The following is a 14448-nucleotide window of genomic DNA, read 5'->3' on the forward strand; positions in this document are numbered from 1 at the left end:
CATTAGTGTGATAAGTAGTTTTTGAAGGCATCGGTTTGCGGGTTAGTGAAGCAGCTCGCGTCACCCTGCTCAACGATATACCCGTTTTCCATATAAACCACGCGGCTGGCGGTTTTGCGCGCCACTTCCACCTCGTGGGTCACGATGACCTGGGTAATGTTGGTTTCCGCCAGCTCACGAATAATGCTCACGATCTGGGCGGTAATTTCCGGGTCCAGCGCCGCGGTTGGCTCGTCAAACAGCAGCACCGCCGGCTCCATCATCAGCGCACGGGCGATCGCCACACGCTGTTGCTGACCACCAGAGAGGTGTAAAGGATACCGGTCGCTGTACGGTTTCAGACGCAGACGTTCCAGCAGCTTTTCCGCACGCGCCATCGCCTGGTCTTTGCTTAAGCCAAGCACGCGGCACGGGGCTTCAATCAGGTTTTGCACCACCGTCAGATGCGGCCAGAGATTGTATTGCTGGAAAACCATGCCCACGTTTTGACGCAGTTCACGAATCGCTTTATCAGACGGGGTTTTCGCGAAGTCAAAATGGTTACCGGCGATGGCCAGCGTCCCCGAACGGGGCATTTCAAGCAGATTAAGAACACGCAGAAGGGAGCTTTTTCCCGCGCCGCTTGGGCCGAGCAAAACCAGCGTTTCGCCCTCCGGGCAACTCAGCGTAATGTCGAACAGCGCCTGGTGTGCGCCGTAGAAGCAGTTAATGCCGTTTAGTTTAATACTCATCGGGGCAGTCTTTACTCATCCAGGCAATCTATAGCAATTGAGGCCGCAGATAGTACCGTTGACAGAATAGTTATGCAATATTTCTGCGTTAAAAGTTAAATATAACCCGTGTTTCCTCTTAAACATAGCACAAAATAGCGACGGGAAAGGGGGGCGAGTATAAATGTCGGCATTCCGCAGGAAATGCCGGACATTTTACGGGGTTAACGTTTATTGAACGGAGGCGTTAGCGGTTCTCGATCGACTGGCGAAGGGTGCCCGCCGGGGCATGAACGCTGCCGCCAATGTAGCGCACATCGTCTATTGCCCAGCACTGGCCTTCACGGATCATCAGCACCTCATCCTGCCAGGTTTGCGTCCCCTGGGTGAGCTTCACGCGCAGGGGAATATTGCGTGCGTCGGTATTCGGTATGGTGGACGCGCTGGCGACGTCGGCGCTGTCCGGCAGCGTGGCGCGGCTGGAGAACGGATCGGATGACAGCAGGGCGTTGTGCTGCGGATCGCGCGAAGCGTCGGTGAGCAGTTTCGCCAGATTATCGCTCAGGTACGGGCGCAGGGCGGTCAGGTCATTACCGCGATGCTGAATACGGTAATCATAAAATTGTTGCGCCACGGCATCCGGGCCACCCTCAATACAAGGGCCGCTGCGGGTTCCGATATCCTTAAAGGCTGGCGTGACCGGCGTTGTGCAGGCGCTGAGCACCAGCGCGCATGGCACTAAAAGCGTTAAAGCAGAGTAGCGCATGTTGATTTCCTTATTTATTAACTATCCTTTCAATCATAGCGTAACGAACCGATAATGCTGTCGCTAACGCATTGAACGCTAAAGAAGGAGAGAAAGTATGCAATTTTCAACAACGCCAACCCTGGAAGGTCAACCGATTACCGAGTACTGCGGCGTGGTCACCGGTGAGGCGATTCTGGGCGCCAATATTTTCCGCGATTTCTTTGCCGGCATTCGGGATATCGTCGGGGGTCGTTCCGGCGCGTACGAGAAAGAGCTGCGTAAGGCGCGCGAGATTGCGTTTAAGGAGCTGGGCGAGCAGGCCAAAGCGCTGGGCGCGGATGCGGTGGTGGGCATTGATATCGACTACGAAACGGTCGGGAAAGATGCCAGCATGCTGATGGTGAGCGTAAGCGGTACGGCGGTGAAAACCCGTCGATGAAGCGTTCGCTCTCAACCCTCCTGCTGGCGATGTTGCTGGCAGGATGCGCCTCGGAAGAGGGCATTGTTGATAAAGGCGCGTACGAGCTGGATACGCGCCATCAGGCGCAGGCGGCCTACCCGCGTATAAAGGTGCTGGTTATTCACTACACCGCCGATGATTTCGACACCTCGCTTGCGACCCTGACCGATAAAAACGTCAGCTCTCACTATCTCATCCCCGCAAAGCCGCCAGCTCCGCAGGGCAAACCGCGTATCTGGCAGCTGGTCCCAGAGAGCGAACTGGCCTGGCATGCGGGCATCAGCTTCTGGCGTGGCACCAACCGCATAAATGATACCTCCGTCGGCATTGAGCTGGAAAACCGCGGCTGGCGGAAAACCGGTGACGTGAAAACCTTTACCCCCTTCGAACCGGGGCAAATTGCGGCGCTGATCCCGCTTGCCAGAGACATCATCGCCCGCTACGACATTAAACCGCAGAACGTGGTGGCACACTCGGATATCGCCCCGCAGCGTAAAGACGATCCTGGGCCACTGTTTCCTTGGCGCGAACTGGCGCAGCAGGGTATCGGAGCCTGGCCCGATCCGGGGCGCGTGAATTTTTATATCAACGGGCGACCGCATTATCAGCAGGTTGATACCGCAGCACTGCTCGATTTGCTGGCGCGCTACGGTTACGAGGTGCCAGAAAACAGTACGCCCGAACAGCAAAAACGCATCATCATGGTTTTCCAGATGCATTTCCGTCCGCAGTTATGGAGTGGCGTTGCAGATGTTGAAACCATGGCGATTGCTGAAGCACTTTTAGAGAAATACGGACAGGGGTAAGCCTTCGGATTACCCCCGAATGAGTATATTTTAGCAAGTTTCTATCAGATTAATCTTAAGTACAAACTCATTTCATTTTTAGTTAATTGACTTAAAATTATCCGGATTTAAGATGGACATATAGCACGCTAAGTAATTTGGCGAATAAAAAATCTTCACACTTTTATTTTTATTCTTGACGTTTTCATCAGGAAAAATATTTATGGCTCGGTATGAATGCCGTTGCCATGCTTTTTAAAAATCACATCTTAAATCGGGTATAACCATGTTAAGCATCTATGGAAAAAAATTACGTCCGCAACATGAAATGGAAAAGATCATTTCTGCAACCTCAGGCGTTGAAGAAAGAACATTAAAAAAATGGCAGAAAATTTCCACTTCTGATTCCGGCTATATTCATATTATCGTCAGCGGTGAAGTCGAATTTCGACGTGAATCTGACGAACTGTGCATGTTCACCGTCACCGGGCAATGCATTTTCGGCCTGTCGTCAATGTATTACAGCGCCACCCATATGTACGGCCTTGTTCGGACGAATACGGTTGTTCGCTCGATCAAGAAAGAGGTCTTCGCCCAGCTGATGACCGAAAAAAATCTGTGGCCAGAACTGACCAAAGTCCTTTCCTGGTACATCTGCATGCTGAGCAAACGTGATGATGTTCTGGTTGCCCGCAGTGCGTATTCCGTTGTCCGCGAATTTTTATATGAGATTAACGACCTGATTGTTCAACAACAGCGTGATATTAACGTTTATGATTACATTCAGGAATACACTAACCTGGCACGTAGCACTATTATTAAAATCCTCTCCGATCTGAAAAAGGGTCAATATATTGTGGTGGAAAAAGGTCGACTGCTTAACCTTACCGCACTGCCTGAAAAATATTAATACCTGCTCCCGCCGTCTCCTTTTTCACTGAAAGGAGAACGGCTATTACCACTGTTTTTTACACTGGCTTGTGAATTATCCTGCGTTTCGTCAACCGGCGGCGCGGGAATTTTTCCTTGAGAATAATCCTGCTCCTGCTCTTTTAGCGCCTGCTTAAATAATTCCGTTAATGATGACTCTTCACTGCCCGTGCTGGCGGGAGCGTTATCGTGCTCATGCGCTTCGGTCCCGGGTAAGGTATCCCGCGAGGCGTCGTGTGGCACCGCGCCGTCGGGCGCCTGCTGCCAGTCGCCATCATCACTGTTGATAGGCAGATCCTGCATCGATGGAACATCAACTGGCACTGGCGCAGCTTTAGGCTGCGGATGCGGGAACGGTTTACTCACGTACACGTAATGCATATCCGAAAGCTGCGTTTCCGGTTTCGCAACGCTGGCGTTGACCGGTTCAGGCGCCGGGTGGCGCAGGTTCCAGTAGACGTGCATATACAGGCCGACAACCAGCATGGCGCAAAGCCCGACCAGCCATAACGCTGTTTTGCCGAATATGTTTTTCAGGCTGGGGAGACGGTACGAAAACCAGACCGCTTCCCCGGTTGTATAGCTGCGCTGGGCCGCAAGACAGATGGTCGACATTAGGCTTTCTTCTCCTGCATTTTCGCGTCCGGGGTGGTGCGGGTGGTCTGAATCAGTACGCCCGGCGTGCTGTTGGTCACGCGCATCAGCTGCATCAGCGTATCTTCACCGGGGATACCATCCACGTGCAGATGCATTTTTTGCTGGAACTCGCGGGTGCGTTTCATCATCTCTGTGGTCCAGATCCGGGCATGCGTTTCGGGCTGGCTCAGCGCCAGGCTTAATTGCTGATCCAGCCAGGCCATATCTTTGCTGTCGCTGGCCGCGCCGATCGCGTCTTTACCTTCCGGTGTCAGGCGGTGCAGCTGGGTAAAGTTGCCGGTCGCGTGCCGGTTAAACCAGCTGCGGCTCACCTGCCAGGTCCGGTTATTCATTAACAGGTCAATGGACGTGTCCCCGACCCTGGCGACCACCGCATAGTTAAGATGGCCGCTGGTTTTCAGTTCACTGACCCACGGATACCCTTCCTGCGCCAGCGTCTCCGGCGACGCGTTCCCCTGTTTACACATCAGGTTCACTTTGGCGGCGTTCTGGCACAGCGCATCTTCGGCCGAGGCGTCATACCCCCACATGAGATACAGCTGATGCATCGCATCCGGCTGATTAACTATTTCGTTGTCGATAACCGGCACTACGGGCGCTTCGACTTTTAGCGATTGCTGTTTCCAGCTGACGGGCACCGGCAGCTGGATCGGCAGGCGTGCGCCGATCGATGAGGTCAAATACCAGCCGCAGGCGGCAAACAGCACGGACGCAAACAGCCCCACGGTCGCCAGGCGCTTACCGTGTTTTTGGGCGGGCAGGATCTCTCCCGCCGCCAGACGTAAATGACGTGGGCTGACCTGGGCCGCGCGTTCCGTCCAGGCGGCGAGCATTGACAGGTGCGCCAGCGCATTCAGTTTGCTGATGTTGCCTTTGGTCAGTGTGTGCATTTTGCGCACGCGGGCCGGTGGTAACGGCGAGTTTTCGCAGCCGTGTTCTTCGCACTGGGCCTGAACATAGCTCAGGTATTCGCGGCAGGTCAGGGGGCGCAGGGCATGATGCGTGTGCGTATATTCGCGCAGTTCAGGTTGCTTAAGCAGGATCTCCTGATCCGTAGTGCCCGTCAGCACCACGGCGAGCCGGAAGTTCAGCTCCTGGGCGCGCGTGAGCAGCGTTCCCAGGACTTCACGGCAGCTTTCCTTCATGGCTTCGGAATGGGCGATCGTCACTACTCTGGATTTCGCTTTCCCCTCCTGCCACTGGCGCAGGACGGCATCCACCGCCTGCATGCGATCTTTAATCACTTTCGTTCCCGGGTTGAGTTTGTACAGCAGGCTACTGGCACTCAGTTTGGGAAACGCGTTAATGGCAAGAACGGTATTGTTGCTGGCTTTAAGCGCGTCGATGAACTGGCCCAGAAGCGGAGCGTCGTCGCAAAAAAGCCCGATAATTCCCGCCAGCTGGGTTTTCTCTTTCAGCAGGTTGAACACGTCCTGATGATAAGGCACCAGAAAATCACCGGATAAACGGGTGATTGTCCTGAATGGCGGATTGTTAAAATTAAAGTGGCTCTGATACATAACGACTTACCGTCTCTGATTAGGAAAAGCAACAGCAGCAGAAAGTAAGGTAATGCCCCTGAGCGGTCAATTTGCAGACAGAGTAAAAATATCCAGCTGGCTGTGCTTAACATCTGAATTTTATACGGTCAATATTTTTCTTTATGAAAGTTGGTGGCGAAGTCAGTGGTCGCGTTTGCAACAGCTTATTACTATTTTCCTCCATATTGGCGCAGTATGACGCTGCTTATTTTTGCTTTGCTATAGGCCGGATAAAAAATGAGGTTCTCATTTCTGTCACGGTGGATAACGCCTTGTATTATGTTTTTGCTGCTCATTTTTTGCGGTCAGCAAGGCTATCTCACCTTTAAAGATTATAAAAAAGTTACGAATAAGCTTGCTAATTCTGACCTACAGCAGCTGAAAAAAAAGCGCGAAGACAAACCCTTCACGCTTTTTACGGCTGCCGTCCGTCAGGAGAACTTATCGGCTGCGGCAAAAGCCCCGCTGGCGGCGGAGATTGAAGGCATTGTGCGCAGTGATGACGCCTGGCTCTCCTTCGCTGTCATCAAAACGCCAGGCGGCCAGCGAAGCTACCGTGAGGGTGAACCACTCGCCGGCTTTAACGACGCATTTATTCAGGAAATAAACAAAGAGAATGTGGTGGTTAATTATGAAGGTACTGCGCAGATACTGGCGTTAAATAAACCGGACTATTTTAAGGGGGGCGTGGAGAGCGGCCCGGTAACGAAATCGACAAAAGATGTTGGCGCAGAGAGTGTGCATCTTGATGATTATCTGGTGTTAAAACCCATCATTGAAAAGGGCCGACTGGAAGGCTACAGGATAAACCCAAGGAATGCCTCTGCCTTTTACAGCCAGTCAGGTCTGGAAAAAGGCGATGTGGCGGTTCAGGTTAACTCTGTCGATATGACCGATGAAGCAAAAGCGAAAAGCATTATTGCCAACTGGTCGAAAATGAAAGAAGCGGAGGTCATCGTACGACGTCACGCTCACCTTGAAAATATTCGGGTTAATGTTCTAAACAATTAACAAGTGTGCAGACATGAAAAAATTTCCCTGGGCGTGCGTGGCGCTGACCGCATTGTCGTTATATTCCAGTTCGCTGCTTGCAGCTAACTTTAGCGCGAGTTTTAAAAATACGGATATTCGCGAGTTTATCGATACGGTAGGTCGCAATCTCAACAAAACCATTCTGGTCGATCCGTCCGTCCAGGGAACCGTCTCGGTCAGAACCTACAACGTGCTGACGGAAGATGAGTATTACCAGTTCTTTCTGAGCGTGCTGGATCTCTACGGCCTGTCGGTGATCCCGATGGACAATGGCATGGTCAAAGTGGTGCGCTCAAGCGTGGCGCGTACCGCCGGTGCGCCGCTGGCAGACAGCAAAAACCCGGGCAAAGGTGACGAGATCATCACCCGCGTGGTGCGCATGGAAAACGTACCCGTTCGCGAGCTGGCCCCGCTGCTGCGTCAGCTCAACGATGCCACCGGCATCGGGAATGTGGTCCACTTTGAGCCGTCCAACGTCCTGCTGTTAACCGGTAAAGCCTCGGTGGTGAACCGCCTGGTGGATCTGGTTCAGCGCGTCGATAAAGACGGTATTCAGCGCCGCGAAATCATCCCGCTGCGCTTTGCGTCTGCCAAAGAGCTTTCGGATATGTTGAATAACCTCAACAACGAAGAGCAGAAGGGGCAGAACGCGCCGCAGTTGGCGACCAAGGTGGTGGCCGATGACGAAACCAATAGCCTGGTGATCAGCGGTTCGGAAGATGCGCGGGCGCGTACCCGTTCCCTTATCCATCAGCTGGATCGCGAGCAGAATAACGAGGGGAACACCCGCGTCTTCTACCTCAAATATGCCAGCGCCACCAAAGTGGTACCGGTGCTGACCGGGATTGGCGAGCAGCTGAAAGACAAGCCGGGCGCAGCCAAAGCGAAAACCGCGAGCGCCTCAACCGACCTGAACATTACCGCCGACGAGTCGACCAACTCCCTGGTGATCACCGCGCAGCCTAACGTGATGAACTCCCTGGAGAAGGTGATCGACAAGCTGGATATTCGCCGTCCGCAGGTGCTGGTGGAAGCGATCATTGCCGAAGTGCAGGACGGCAACGGCCTGGATCTTGGCGTGCAGTGGACCAGCAAGCACGGCGGCGTCCAGTTTGGCGCTACCGGCCTGCCAATCAGCCAGATTAAAAATGGCACCATGAAGGGGGCGAGCTTCACGGGCCTGGCGACCGGCTTCTTTAACGGTGATTTCGGTGCGCTGGTGACCGCGCTCTCCACCGACGGTAAAAACGACATCCTCTCCACGCCAAGCGTGGTCACGCTGGATAATAAAGAAGCATCGTTCAACGTCGGTCAGGATGTGCCGGTGCTTTCCGGTTCGCAAACCACCAGCGGCGACAACGTCTTTAACTCGGTTGAGCGTAAAACCGTGGGGACCAAACTGAAGATTGTGCCGCAAATCAACGATGGCGACATGATCCACCTGAAGATTGAGCAGGAAGTGTCCAGCGTCGACAACAGTGCGACGGAAGACGCCAGCCTCGGCCCAACCTTCAATACGCGCACGATTAATAACGAAGTGATGGTCCACAGTGGCCAGACGGTGGTACTCGGCGGTCTGATGGAAAATGTGACCAAACAGTCCGTGTCCAAAGTGCCGCTGCTCGGCGATATCCCGCTGGTCGGTCAGCTGTTCCGCTACACCTCGCAGGATACCTCTAAACGCAACCTGATGGTGTTTATTCATACCACCGTCCTGCGTGACGACGACAACTACAGCGCAGCCTCGAAAGAGAAATATGACCAGATCCGCGCCCGCCAGCAGCAGCGCGTGGAAGAGAAAAAGCTCGGTATTGTTGAGCCGAGCGACAACGCCGTACTGCCAGCGTTTCCTGCCGCCAGCACTGCACCCGTGAAAACCCACGCGGCACGCAATCCGTTTAAAGAGTAAGGCGGAGGGGAACCGTGGACGAACTGACTAAAACCTTGTGTAGCAGCAACTACGCAAAAGAAAACGGCGTTCTGCTTTACAATAATGACGTCTATATCCGTGAGGACACCCCGGCGTTAGCGCTGCTGGAGGTGCGCCGGGTGCTGGGATGCGCGTTTGTCCCGGTTACCCTGGCGCCGGAAGCGTTTGACGAGATGCTGGCCAAAATCTGGCAGCAGAGCAGCGGCGTGTCGCAGCAGCTGGTGGACGACATGGACGCGGATATCGATCTGATGGCGTTAACCGAGGAGATCCCGGATAACGAAGATCTGCTCGATAACGACGAAAACTCGCCGGTGATCCGCCTGATCAACGCCATTCTCGGCGAGGCGGTGAAGGAGGGCGCGTCGGATATTCATATCGAAACCTTCGAGCGCACCCTGAGCATTCGCTTTCGCGTTGACGGCGTGCTGCGCCCGGTGCTGCAACCGGCGCGTAAGCTCGCCCCGCTGCTGGTGTCGCGTATTAAGGTGATGTCGAAACTGGACATCGCCGAGAAACGCCTCCCGCAGGATGGCCGTATCTCCCTGCGCATCGGTCGCAAGGCCATCGACGTGCGCGTCTCGACCATTCCGTCCCAGTACGGCGAGCGCGTGGTGATGCGCCTGCTCGATAAAAGCAATCTGAAGCCCGACATCAACAAGCTGGGGCTGATTGATGAAGAGCTGGAGAAGCTGAAAGGGCTGATCGACCGCCCGCACGGGATCATCCTCGTTACCGGCCCGACGGGTTCCGGTAAAAGTACCACGCTGTACGCCATACTCTCGGCGCTGAACGGCCACGAACGCAACATTCTGACCGTGGAAGACCCGATTGAGTACGAGCTGGAAGGGGTGGGGCAGACGCAGGTTAACCCGCGCGTGGACATGACCTTTGCCCGCGGGCTGCGCGCCATTCTGCGTCAGGACCCGGACGTGGTGATGATCGGGGAAATTCGCGACGGTGAGACCGCCCAGATTGCGGTGCAGGCGTCGCTGACCGGTCACCTGGTAATGTCGACGCTGCACACCAACAGTGCCGCAGGGGCGATAACCCGTCTGCGGGATATGGGGCTGGAGTCCTTCTTAATCGGTTCATCGTTGCTCGGTGTCATTGCCCAGCGTCTGGTGCGTCGGCTGTGTACGCACTGCCGGGCCACCAGTCCGCTGGACGCCAATGAAAAAGCGCTGTTCAGCTTTATGGCCGCGCCGCCAGAAGCGATTTACCGCGCGGTGGGGTGCGAACACTGCCGTCAGAGCGGCTATCAGGGCCGCGCCGGTATTCATGAATTTCTGGTGGTGGACAGCGCCATGCGCCGCGCCATCCATGAAGATAAGGACGAAATGTCCCTCGAAACGCAGCTCTTTAAGCAGGCCTACAGCCTGCGTGAAAACGGGCTGCTGAAGGTGATCGGCGGCGTGACGTCTCTGGAAGAGGTCATGCGCGTCACCGCCGAACGTGGGGGGGATGCGTAATGGCTTTCTACGCCTGGACGGCGACGGATGCCGCGGGGAAAACACAGCGCGGGACGTTACAGGCCGAGGGGCAGAAGCAGGTTCGCCAGTGGCTTCGCGAGCAAAAGCTGATGCCCGTCAGCATCACCGAAACCCGCGAAACGGCGGCTGGCGGGAAAGCGAAAACCGGGGTGAAGCTCTCCACTCCGGTGCTGTCGATGTTTACCCGTCAGCTTTCGACGCTGGTCAACGCCGCGCTGCCGCTGGAGAGCGCGCTGAAAGCGATCTCAAAGCAGACGGAAGACAAAAAGCTGGCGGCGATGGTGGTGGAGATCCGCGAGAAGGTGGTGGAAGGCCATACCCTGTTCGATGCCTTCAGCCAGTTTCCGCGCACCTTCGACAAGCTTTACTGCACGCTGGTGATGGCCGGGGAGAAAACCGGTCACCTGGGCGACGTGCTGGAAAAGCTGGCGGAGTACAACGAGCAGCGCCAGAAGATGAAAAGCAAGCTGACGCAGGCAATGGTCTACCCGATAACCCTCACCGTGGTCGCCATCGCGGTCATCAGCATCCTGCTGGTGGCGGTGGTGCCGCAGGTGATTGAGCAGTTCACCCACATGAAGCAGCAGCTGCCGATCACCACCCGGACGCTGATTGCGGTCAGTGATTTCCTGCAAGCCTGGGGCATTTATATTGTGGGCATTCTGGGGGGCGGCTTTATCGGCTTCAAAACCTGGCTGAGGAATGCCAAAAACCGTTTTCGCTGGCACAGCTGGCTGGTGAACGGCTCGCCGATTAAAAAGCTGGTCTGCGCCATCAACAGCGCCCGCTATATCCGTACCCTGAGCATTTTGCAGGCCAGTAGCGTGCCGCTGCTGGAGGGAATGTATATCGCGATGGACGGTATTGAAAACCGCTATGCCCGGCAGGTGCTGGAGCAGGCCGCCGACACCGTGCGCCAGGGGGCGTCGCTGTATGCGGCGCTGGAACAGGCGAAATTATTCCCGCCAACCATGCTGTATATGATTGCCTCCGGTGAAGAGAGCGGGGAATTAGGTAATTTAATGGATCGCGCGGCGGAAAATCAGGAATCGGCCTTACAACATCGAATTACATTAACGCTGTCGGTCTTTGAACCGGCGCTGGTGGTATCCATGGCGACGATTGTTTTATTCATCGTTCTGTCAATATTACAACCGCTTCTGCAACTTAATAATATGGTAGGTTAAATCATGGCTTTAAAACGTAATAACCTGGCTCGCCAGGCGGGCTTTACATTGCTCGAATTAATGGTGGTCATTGTTATTCTCGGCGTACTGGCGAGTATGGTGGTGCCAAATTTAATGGGCAATAAGGAAAAAGCCGATACGCAAAAAGCAACCAGCGATATTGTCGCGCTCGAAGGCTCGCTGGATATGTACAAGCTGGATAACCACCGCTACCCGACCACAGAGCAGGGTTTGCAGGCGCTGGTGACCAAACCTGAAATCGCGCCAATTCCGAACGGCTACCGCACGGACGGCTATATCCGTCGCCTGCCGCAGGATCCCTGGGGCAATGATTATCTTCTGGTGAGCCCGGGTGAACACGGCGCGGTGGACGTCTTCTCAGCCGGTCCGGACGGCGAAGCCAATACCGCCGATGACATTACCAACTGGTCTCTGGATAAAAAAGAGAAATAATGAAAAATCAACGCGGCTTTACGTTGCTGGAAATTATTCTGGCGCTGGTGATATTTGCCAGTTGCGCCATGATGGTGGTTTCCACCATTCCTTCGCGCAGCGGCGCGGATATATTTGGCCAGCAACTCAAAGCGCTCGTTGATTATGGTTCAGACCGTGCGGTGATGGACGGAAATATTGTCGGGCTGGTGATCGCCACCGATAAATATCAGCTGGTGACGATCGCCGATAAAAAAGGCGAACGTCACTGGGTGCCATTATCTGCCGGACGTATTACCACCAAAGGTGATTTTCCGGAAGAGATGCACGTGTCGCTTTCGCCGCAGCGCCTGGCCGCGACGGTGGCGTCCGAGCCGCAGGTGATCTTTCTACCGGACGGTGAAATCAGCCGCTTTACGCTGACGCTGCAAAGTTACGACAAACAGCACCATTTCCGCGTGGTGTCGCACGGTGCGGCGCCGGTATCGGTAGAAAACGATGGTTAACGGCAACAAAAAGCAAAAGGGGATGACGCTGCTGGAGGTGATGGTCGCGCTGGTGATTTTCTCCACCGCCGCGCTGGCGCTGATGAACTCGGTCTCCCTGAACGTACGTTTTACCCATGGCCTGGCCGATACCTTGCAGGCCAGTTGGGTTGCGGAAAACCAGCTGGCGGAAGCACAGCTCACCAGAACCGACTTCCCGGATGCTGAACAGCAGGGGACGGAAATCATGGGCGGGCGCAGCTGGAACTGGCGTAAGCAGCGGGTGAAAACCGCCGACAACGTCTGGGCGAATACCCTACACGTATATGCGGAAGGCGATGAGAGCCAGCCGGTTATTTCCCTGCGCATCATTCCGCCGGGAGAGAGCAAGTGAAGAAAACGCGACGCCAGCGCGGATTTACCCTGCTGGAGATCATGATTGCGCTGACTATCTTCGCGGTGATCAGCACCCTGGCCTGGCAAATTCTGGACGGCGCGATGCGTACCAGCTCGGCCACCGATGCCAGCGCCGCAAAGCTCAACCAGCTTCAGCGCGCCTGGAGTCTGATGGAGCGTGATTTTTTCCAGCTTCAGGCGCGCGCCCCACGTAATGAGCCGGAGCTGTTTCGTCAGGAGGGCGATGCTCTTGAACTGACCACCCTGAATGGCGTGAGCGGAACGGTCCAGCTGGAGCGCGTGCGCTGGCGGCTGGAAGAGGGGCGTTTGTATCGCGACGTCTGGCCGGTCATTGACGGCCAGGCGGACGTTAAGCCTGACGAAGTGCCGATTGTCAGCGGCGTAAAATCATTGCAGTGGCGGTTTTATCGTCAGGGCTGGCTGACAGCCTGGCACGACGCCGCCCATCTGCCGGACGGCGTGGAGGTTACGTTGACGATGGAAAACGGAGATACCTGGCGCTGGGTGTTCACCACGCCGGGTGAGATGCCGGAGGTGGCCGCTGACGCGGCGCCAGAGAAAGCCGCCGACGCGCCTGGGACGACCCCGGATGCAGCCCCTGCGCCTGCCCCTTCGCCGGAGACCAGACCATGAACCGAATCCGTCAACAACAGGGCGTCGCCCTGCTGGTGGTGCTGATTTTGCTGGTAATGATGTCGGCGCTGGCCGCCAAAATCAGCCAGCAGTTCTGCCGTAATTTGCAGAAAACGCATTATCAGGTAAGCCAGCAGCAGCTGCGCTGGGCGATGCAGGCCCAGGAAAAAGTGGTGAAGGACCGGTTACAGACCGACGCCAGCGGCGAGAGCAAGCCGCTGGCGCTGGACGGCGACTGGCATCAGCCGCTCGAGACGCAGGGTGAGGACTACACGGTCGTGAGCCAGGTGGAAGATGCGCAGGACTGCTTTAACGTCAATAACCTGTTGACCGTCGACGTCGCACCCCAGGGGCAAAGCGCTCCCGCGGTGGCGGAAAAACCGCGTAAAGCGCGGATTGTAGAACAACTCCTGACGGAAAGCGGCCTCAGCCCGGGCACGGCGGAGGCGGTCTATTTCCAGCTGGTGGATTATCTCGATGGTGACAGCACCACGGCGAAGGAGGGCGCCGAAAGCGATGCGTGGGCTGGCGTCGTGCCCGCGCAGCAACCGGCAAATCAGATGATGCGCAGCATCGCGGAAATCAAACTGCTGCCGGCGTTCCCTGTTACGGCGTATCCGAAGGTGAGCAAGCTGTTATGCGCGCTGCCGGACGCTGCCAGCAAGGTCGATGTCAACACCCTGCAACCGGAACAGGCCGCCGTGCTGGCGGCCATGTTCCCGGGAAAACTGACGTGGGATGACGCCGTTCGCCTGCTGGATGCGCGTCCGGAATCGGGCTGGGAAAATATGGAAGCGTTCAGCAAAGCGCTGGAGCAGACCTTCCCGCAGTTAAAAGACGATCTCCCGCAGGTGGCGGATCAATTTTCTATAAACAGCCGGTACTTCCGCGTGAATTACACCGGCAATACCGATGAATTAACGCTTCGCGTGGTCAGCCAGCTTCAGGTGAATAACGAAGCCGGTGAGATCGTGACGTGGCAGCGTCGTTACCGAATGATTGAATAAG

Annotated in this window: 16 protein-coding genes; 12 read left to right on the plus strand and 4 right to left on the minus strand. The window is 55.6% G+C overall.

Annotated features, from left to right (window positions below; all coding sequences use genetic code 11):
• Nucleotides 1–2 precede the first annotated feature (2 nt).
• Together artP and RS584_RS07220 are read right to left on the minus strand one after the other, a co-directional pair.
• The gene (artP, locus tag RS584_RS07215) at nucleotides 3–731 is read right to left on the minus strand and encodes an arginine ABC transporter ATP-binding protein ArtP (RefSeq protein WP_006809439.1); all 729 of its coding nucleotides are present in this window, start codon (nucleotides 729–731) and stop codon (nucleotides 3–5) included.
• A gap of 226 nt (nucleotides 732–957) precedes the next feature.
• Complete coding sequence (locus tag RS584_RS07220; RefSeq protein ID WP_015571007.1) at nucleotides 958–1476, minus strand: lipoprotein; 519 nt, start codon at nucleotides 1474–1476, stop codon at nucleotides 958–960.
• Nucleotides 1477–1573: 97 nt separating this feature from the next.
• Here RS584_RS07220 and RS584_RS07225 point away from each other — a divergent pair, with 97 nt between their 5' ends.
• The 3 genes from RS584_RS07225 (at nucleotide 1574) to RS584_RS07235 (ending at nucleotide 3613) form a co-directional block, all read left to right on the plus strand.
• Entirely contained in the window at nucleotides 1574–1897 is a 324-nt protein-coding gene (locus RS584_RS07225; RefSeq protein ID WP_006174327.1) for a heavy metal-binding domain-containing protein, read from the plus strand.
• On the plus strand, nucleotides 1894–2724 hold the full coding sequence (locus tag RS584_RS07230) for an N-acetylmuramoyl-L-alanine amidase (protein ID WP_015571006.1): 831 nt from the start codon (nucleotides 1894–1896) through the stop codon (nucleotides 2722–2724). Before RS584_RS07225 ends, RS584_RS07230 begins: the two co-directional genes overlap by 4 nt.
• A 265-nt stretch (nucleotides 2725–2989) precedes the next feature.
• Nucleotides 2990–3613: a helix-turn-helix domain-containing protein gene (locus RS584_RS07235; RefSeq protein WP_023303371.1), complete on the plus strand. Its 624-nt coding sequence runs from the start codon at nucleotides 2990–2992 to the stop codon at nucleotides 3611–3613.
• Here RS584_RS07235 and RS584_RS07240 read toward each other — a convergent pair.
• Nucleotides 3610–4248 carry a hypothetical protein gene (locus RS584_RS07240; protein ID WP_017693725.1) on the minus strand — a complete coding sequence of 213 codons (639 nt, stop codon included), beginning with the start codon at nucleotides 4246–4248 and terminating at the stop codon, nucleotides 3610–3612. The genes RS584_RS07235 and RS584_RS07240 overlap by 4 nt on opposite strands.
• The gene (locus RS584_RS07245; RefSeq protein WP_315749153.1) at nucleotides 4248–5810 is read right to left on the minus strand and encodes a peptidoglycan-binding protein; all 1563 of its coding nucleotides are present in this window, start codon (nucleotides 5808–5810) and stop codon (nucleotides 4248–4250) included. Before RS584_RS07245 ends, RS584_RS07240 begins: the two co-directional genes overlap by 1 nt.
• 300 nt (nucleotides 5811–6110) lie before the next feature.
• Between RS584_RS07245 and gspC the strand changes: the two genes are divergently transcribed.
• The 9 genes from gspC to gspK are packed head-to-tail and all read left to right on the plus strand — an operon-like array spanning nucleotide 6111 to nucleotide 14447.
• Nucleotides 6111–6842 (plus strand): type II secretion system protein GspC, encoded by a 732-nt coding sequence (gene gspC, locus RS584_RS07250; protein ID WP_062938629.1) that lies wholly within the window; start codon nucleotides 6111–6113, stop codon nucleotides 6840–6842.
• Nucleotides 6843–6855: 13 nt separating this feature from the next.
• Nucleotides 6856–8772 (plus strand): type II secretion system secretin GspD, encoded by a 1917-nt coding sequence (gene gspD / locus RS584_RS07255; protein WP_047734162.1) that lies wholly within the window; start codon nucleotides 6856–6858, stop codon nucleotides 8770–8772.
• 14 nt (nucleotides 8773–8786) lie between these two features.
• Complete coding sequence (gene gspE / locus RS584_RS07260) at nucleotides 8787–10265, plus strand: type II secretion system ATPase GspE (RefSeq protein WP_047734160.1); 1479 nt, start codon at nucleotides 8787–8789, stop codon at nucleotides 10263–10265.
• A complete protein-coding gene (gspF, locus tag RS584_RS07265) occupies nucleotides 10265–11473 on the plus strand; it encodes a type II secretion system inner membrane protein GspF (RefSeq protein ID WP_017384864.1) in 1209 nt (402 codons plus the stop codon). Before gspE ends, gspF begins: the two co-directional genes overlap by 1 nt.
• A 3-nt stretch (nucleotides 11474–11476) precedes the next feature.
• The gene (gene gspG / locus RS584_RS07270) at nucleotides 11477–11926 is read left to right on the plus strand and encodes a type II secretion system major pseudopilin GspG (RefSeq protein WP_315749159.1); all 450 of its coding nucleotides are present in this window, start codon (nucleotides 11477–11479) and stop codon (nucleotides 11924–11926) included.
• Nucleotides 11926–12411, plus strand: coding sequence for a type II secretion system minor pseudopilin GspH (gspH, locus tag RS584_RS07275; protein ID WP_032670233.1), 486 nt, complete (start codon nucleotides 11926–11928; stop codon nucleotides 12409–12411). The genes gspG and gspH overlap by 1 nt, the downstream gene beginning before the upstream one ends.
• Nucleotides 12404–12784, plus strand: a complete 381-nt coding sequence (gspI, locus tag RS584_RS07280; protein WP_315749162.1) for a type II secretion system minor pseudopilin GspI — start codon at nucleotides 12404–12406, stop codon at nucleotides 12782–12784. The genes gspH and gspI overlap by 8 nt, the downstream gene beginning before the upstream one ends.
• Nucleotides 12781–13440 (plus strand): type II secretion system minor pseudopilin GspJ, encoded by a 660-nt coding sequence (gspJ, locus tag RS584_RS07285; protein WP_315749164.1) that lies wholly within the window; start codon nucleotides 12781–12783, stop codon nucleotides 13438–13440. The genes gspI and gspJ overlap by 4 nt, the downstream gene beginning before the upstream one ends.
• Nucleotides 13437–14447, plus strand: coding sequence for a type II secretion system minor pseudopilin GspK (gene gspK / locus RS584_RS07290; protein WP_047734154.1), 1011 nt, complete (start codon nucleotides 13437–13439; stop codon nucleotides 14445–14447). Before gspJ ends, gspK begins: the two co-directional genes overlap by 4 nt.
• Nucleotide 14448: the final 1 nt, after the last annotated feature.

This window comes from Enterobacter sp. DTU_2021_1002640_1_SI_PRY_ASU_LCPMC_013 (genome assembly GCF_032389435.1).
In the GTDB taxonomy this organism is placed as follows: Bacteria; Pseudomonadota; Gammaproteobacteria; order Enterobacterales; family Enterobacteriaceae; genus Enterobacter; species Enterobacter hormaechei_C.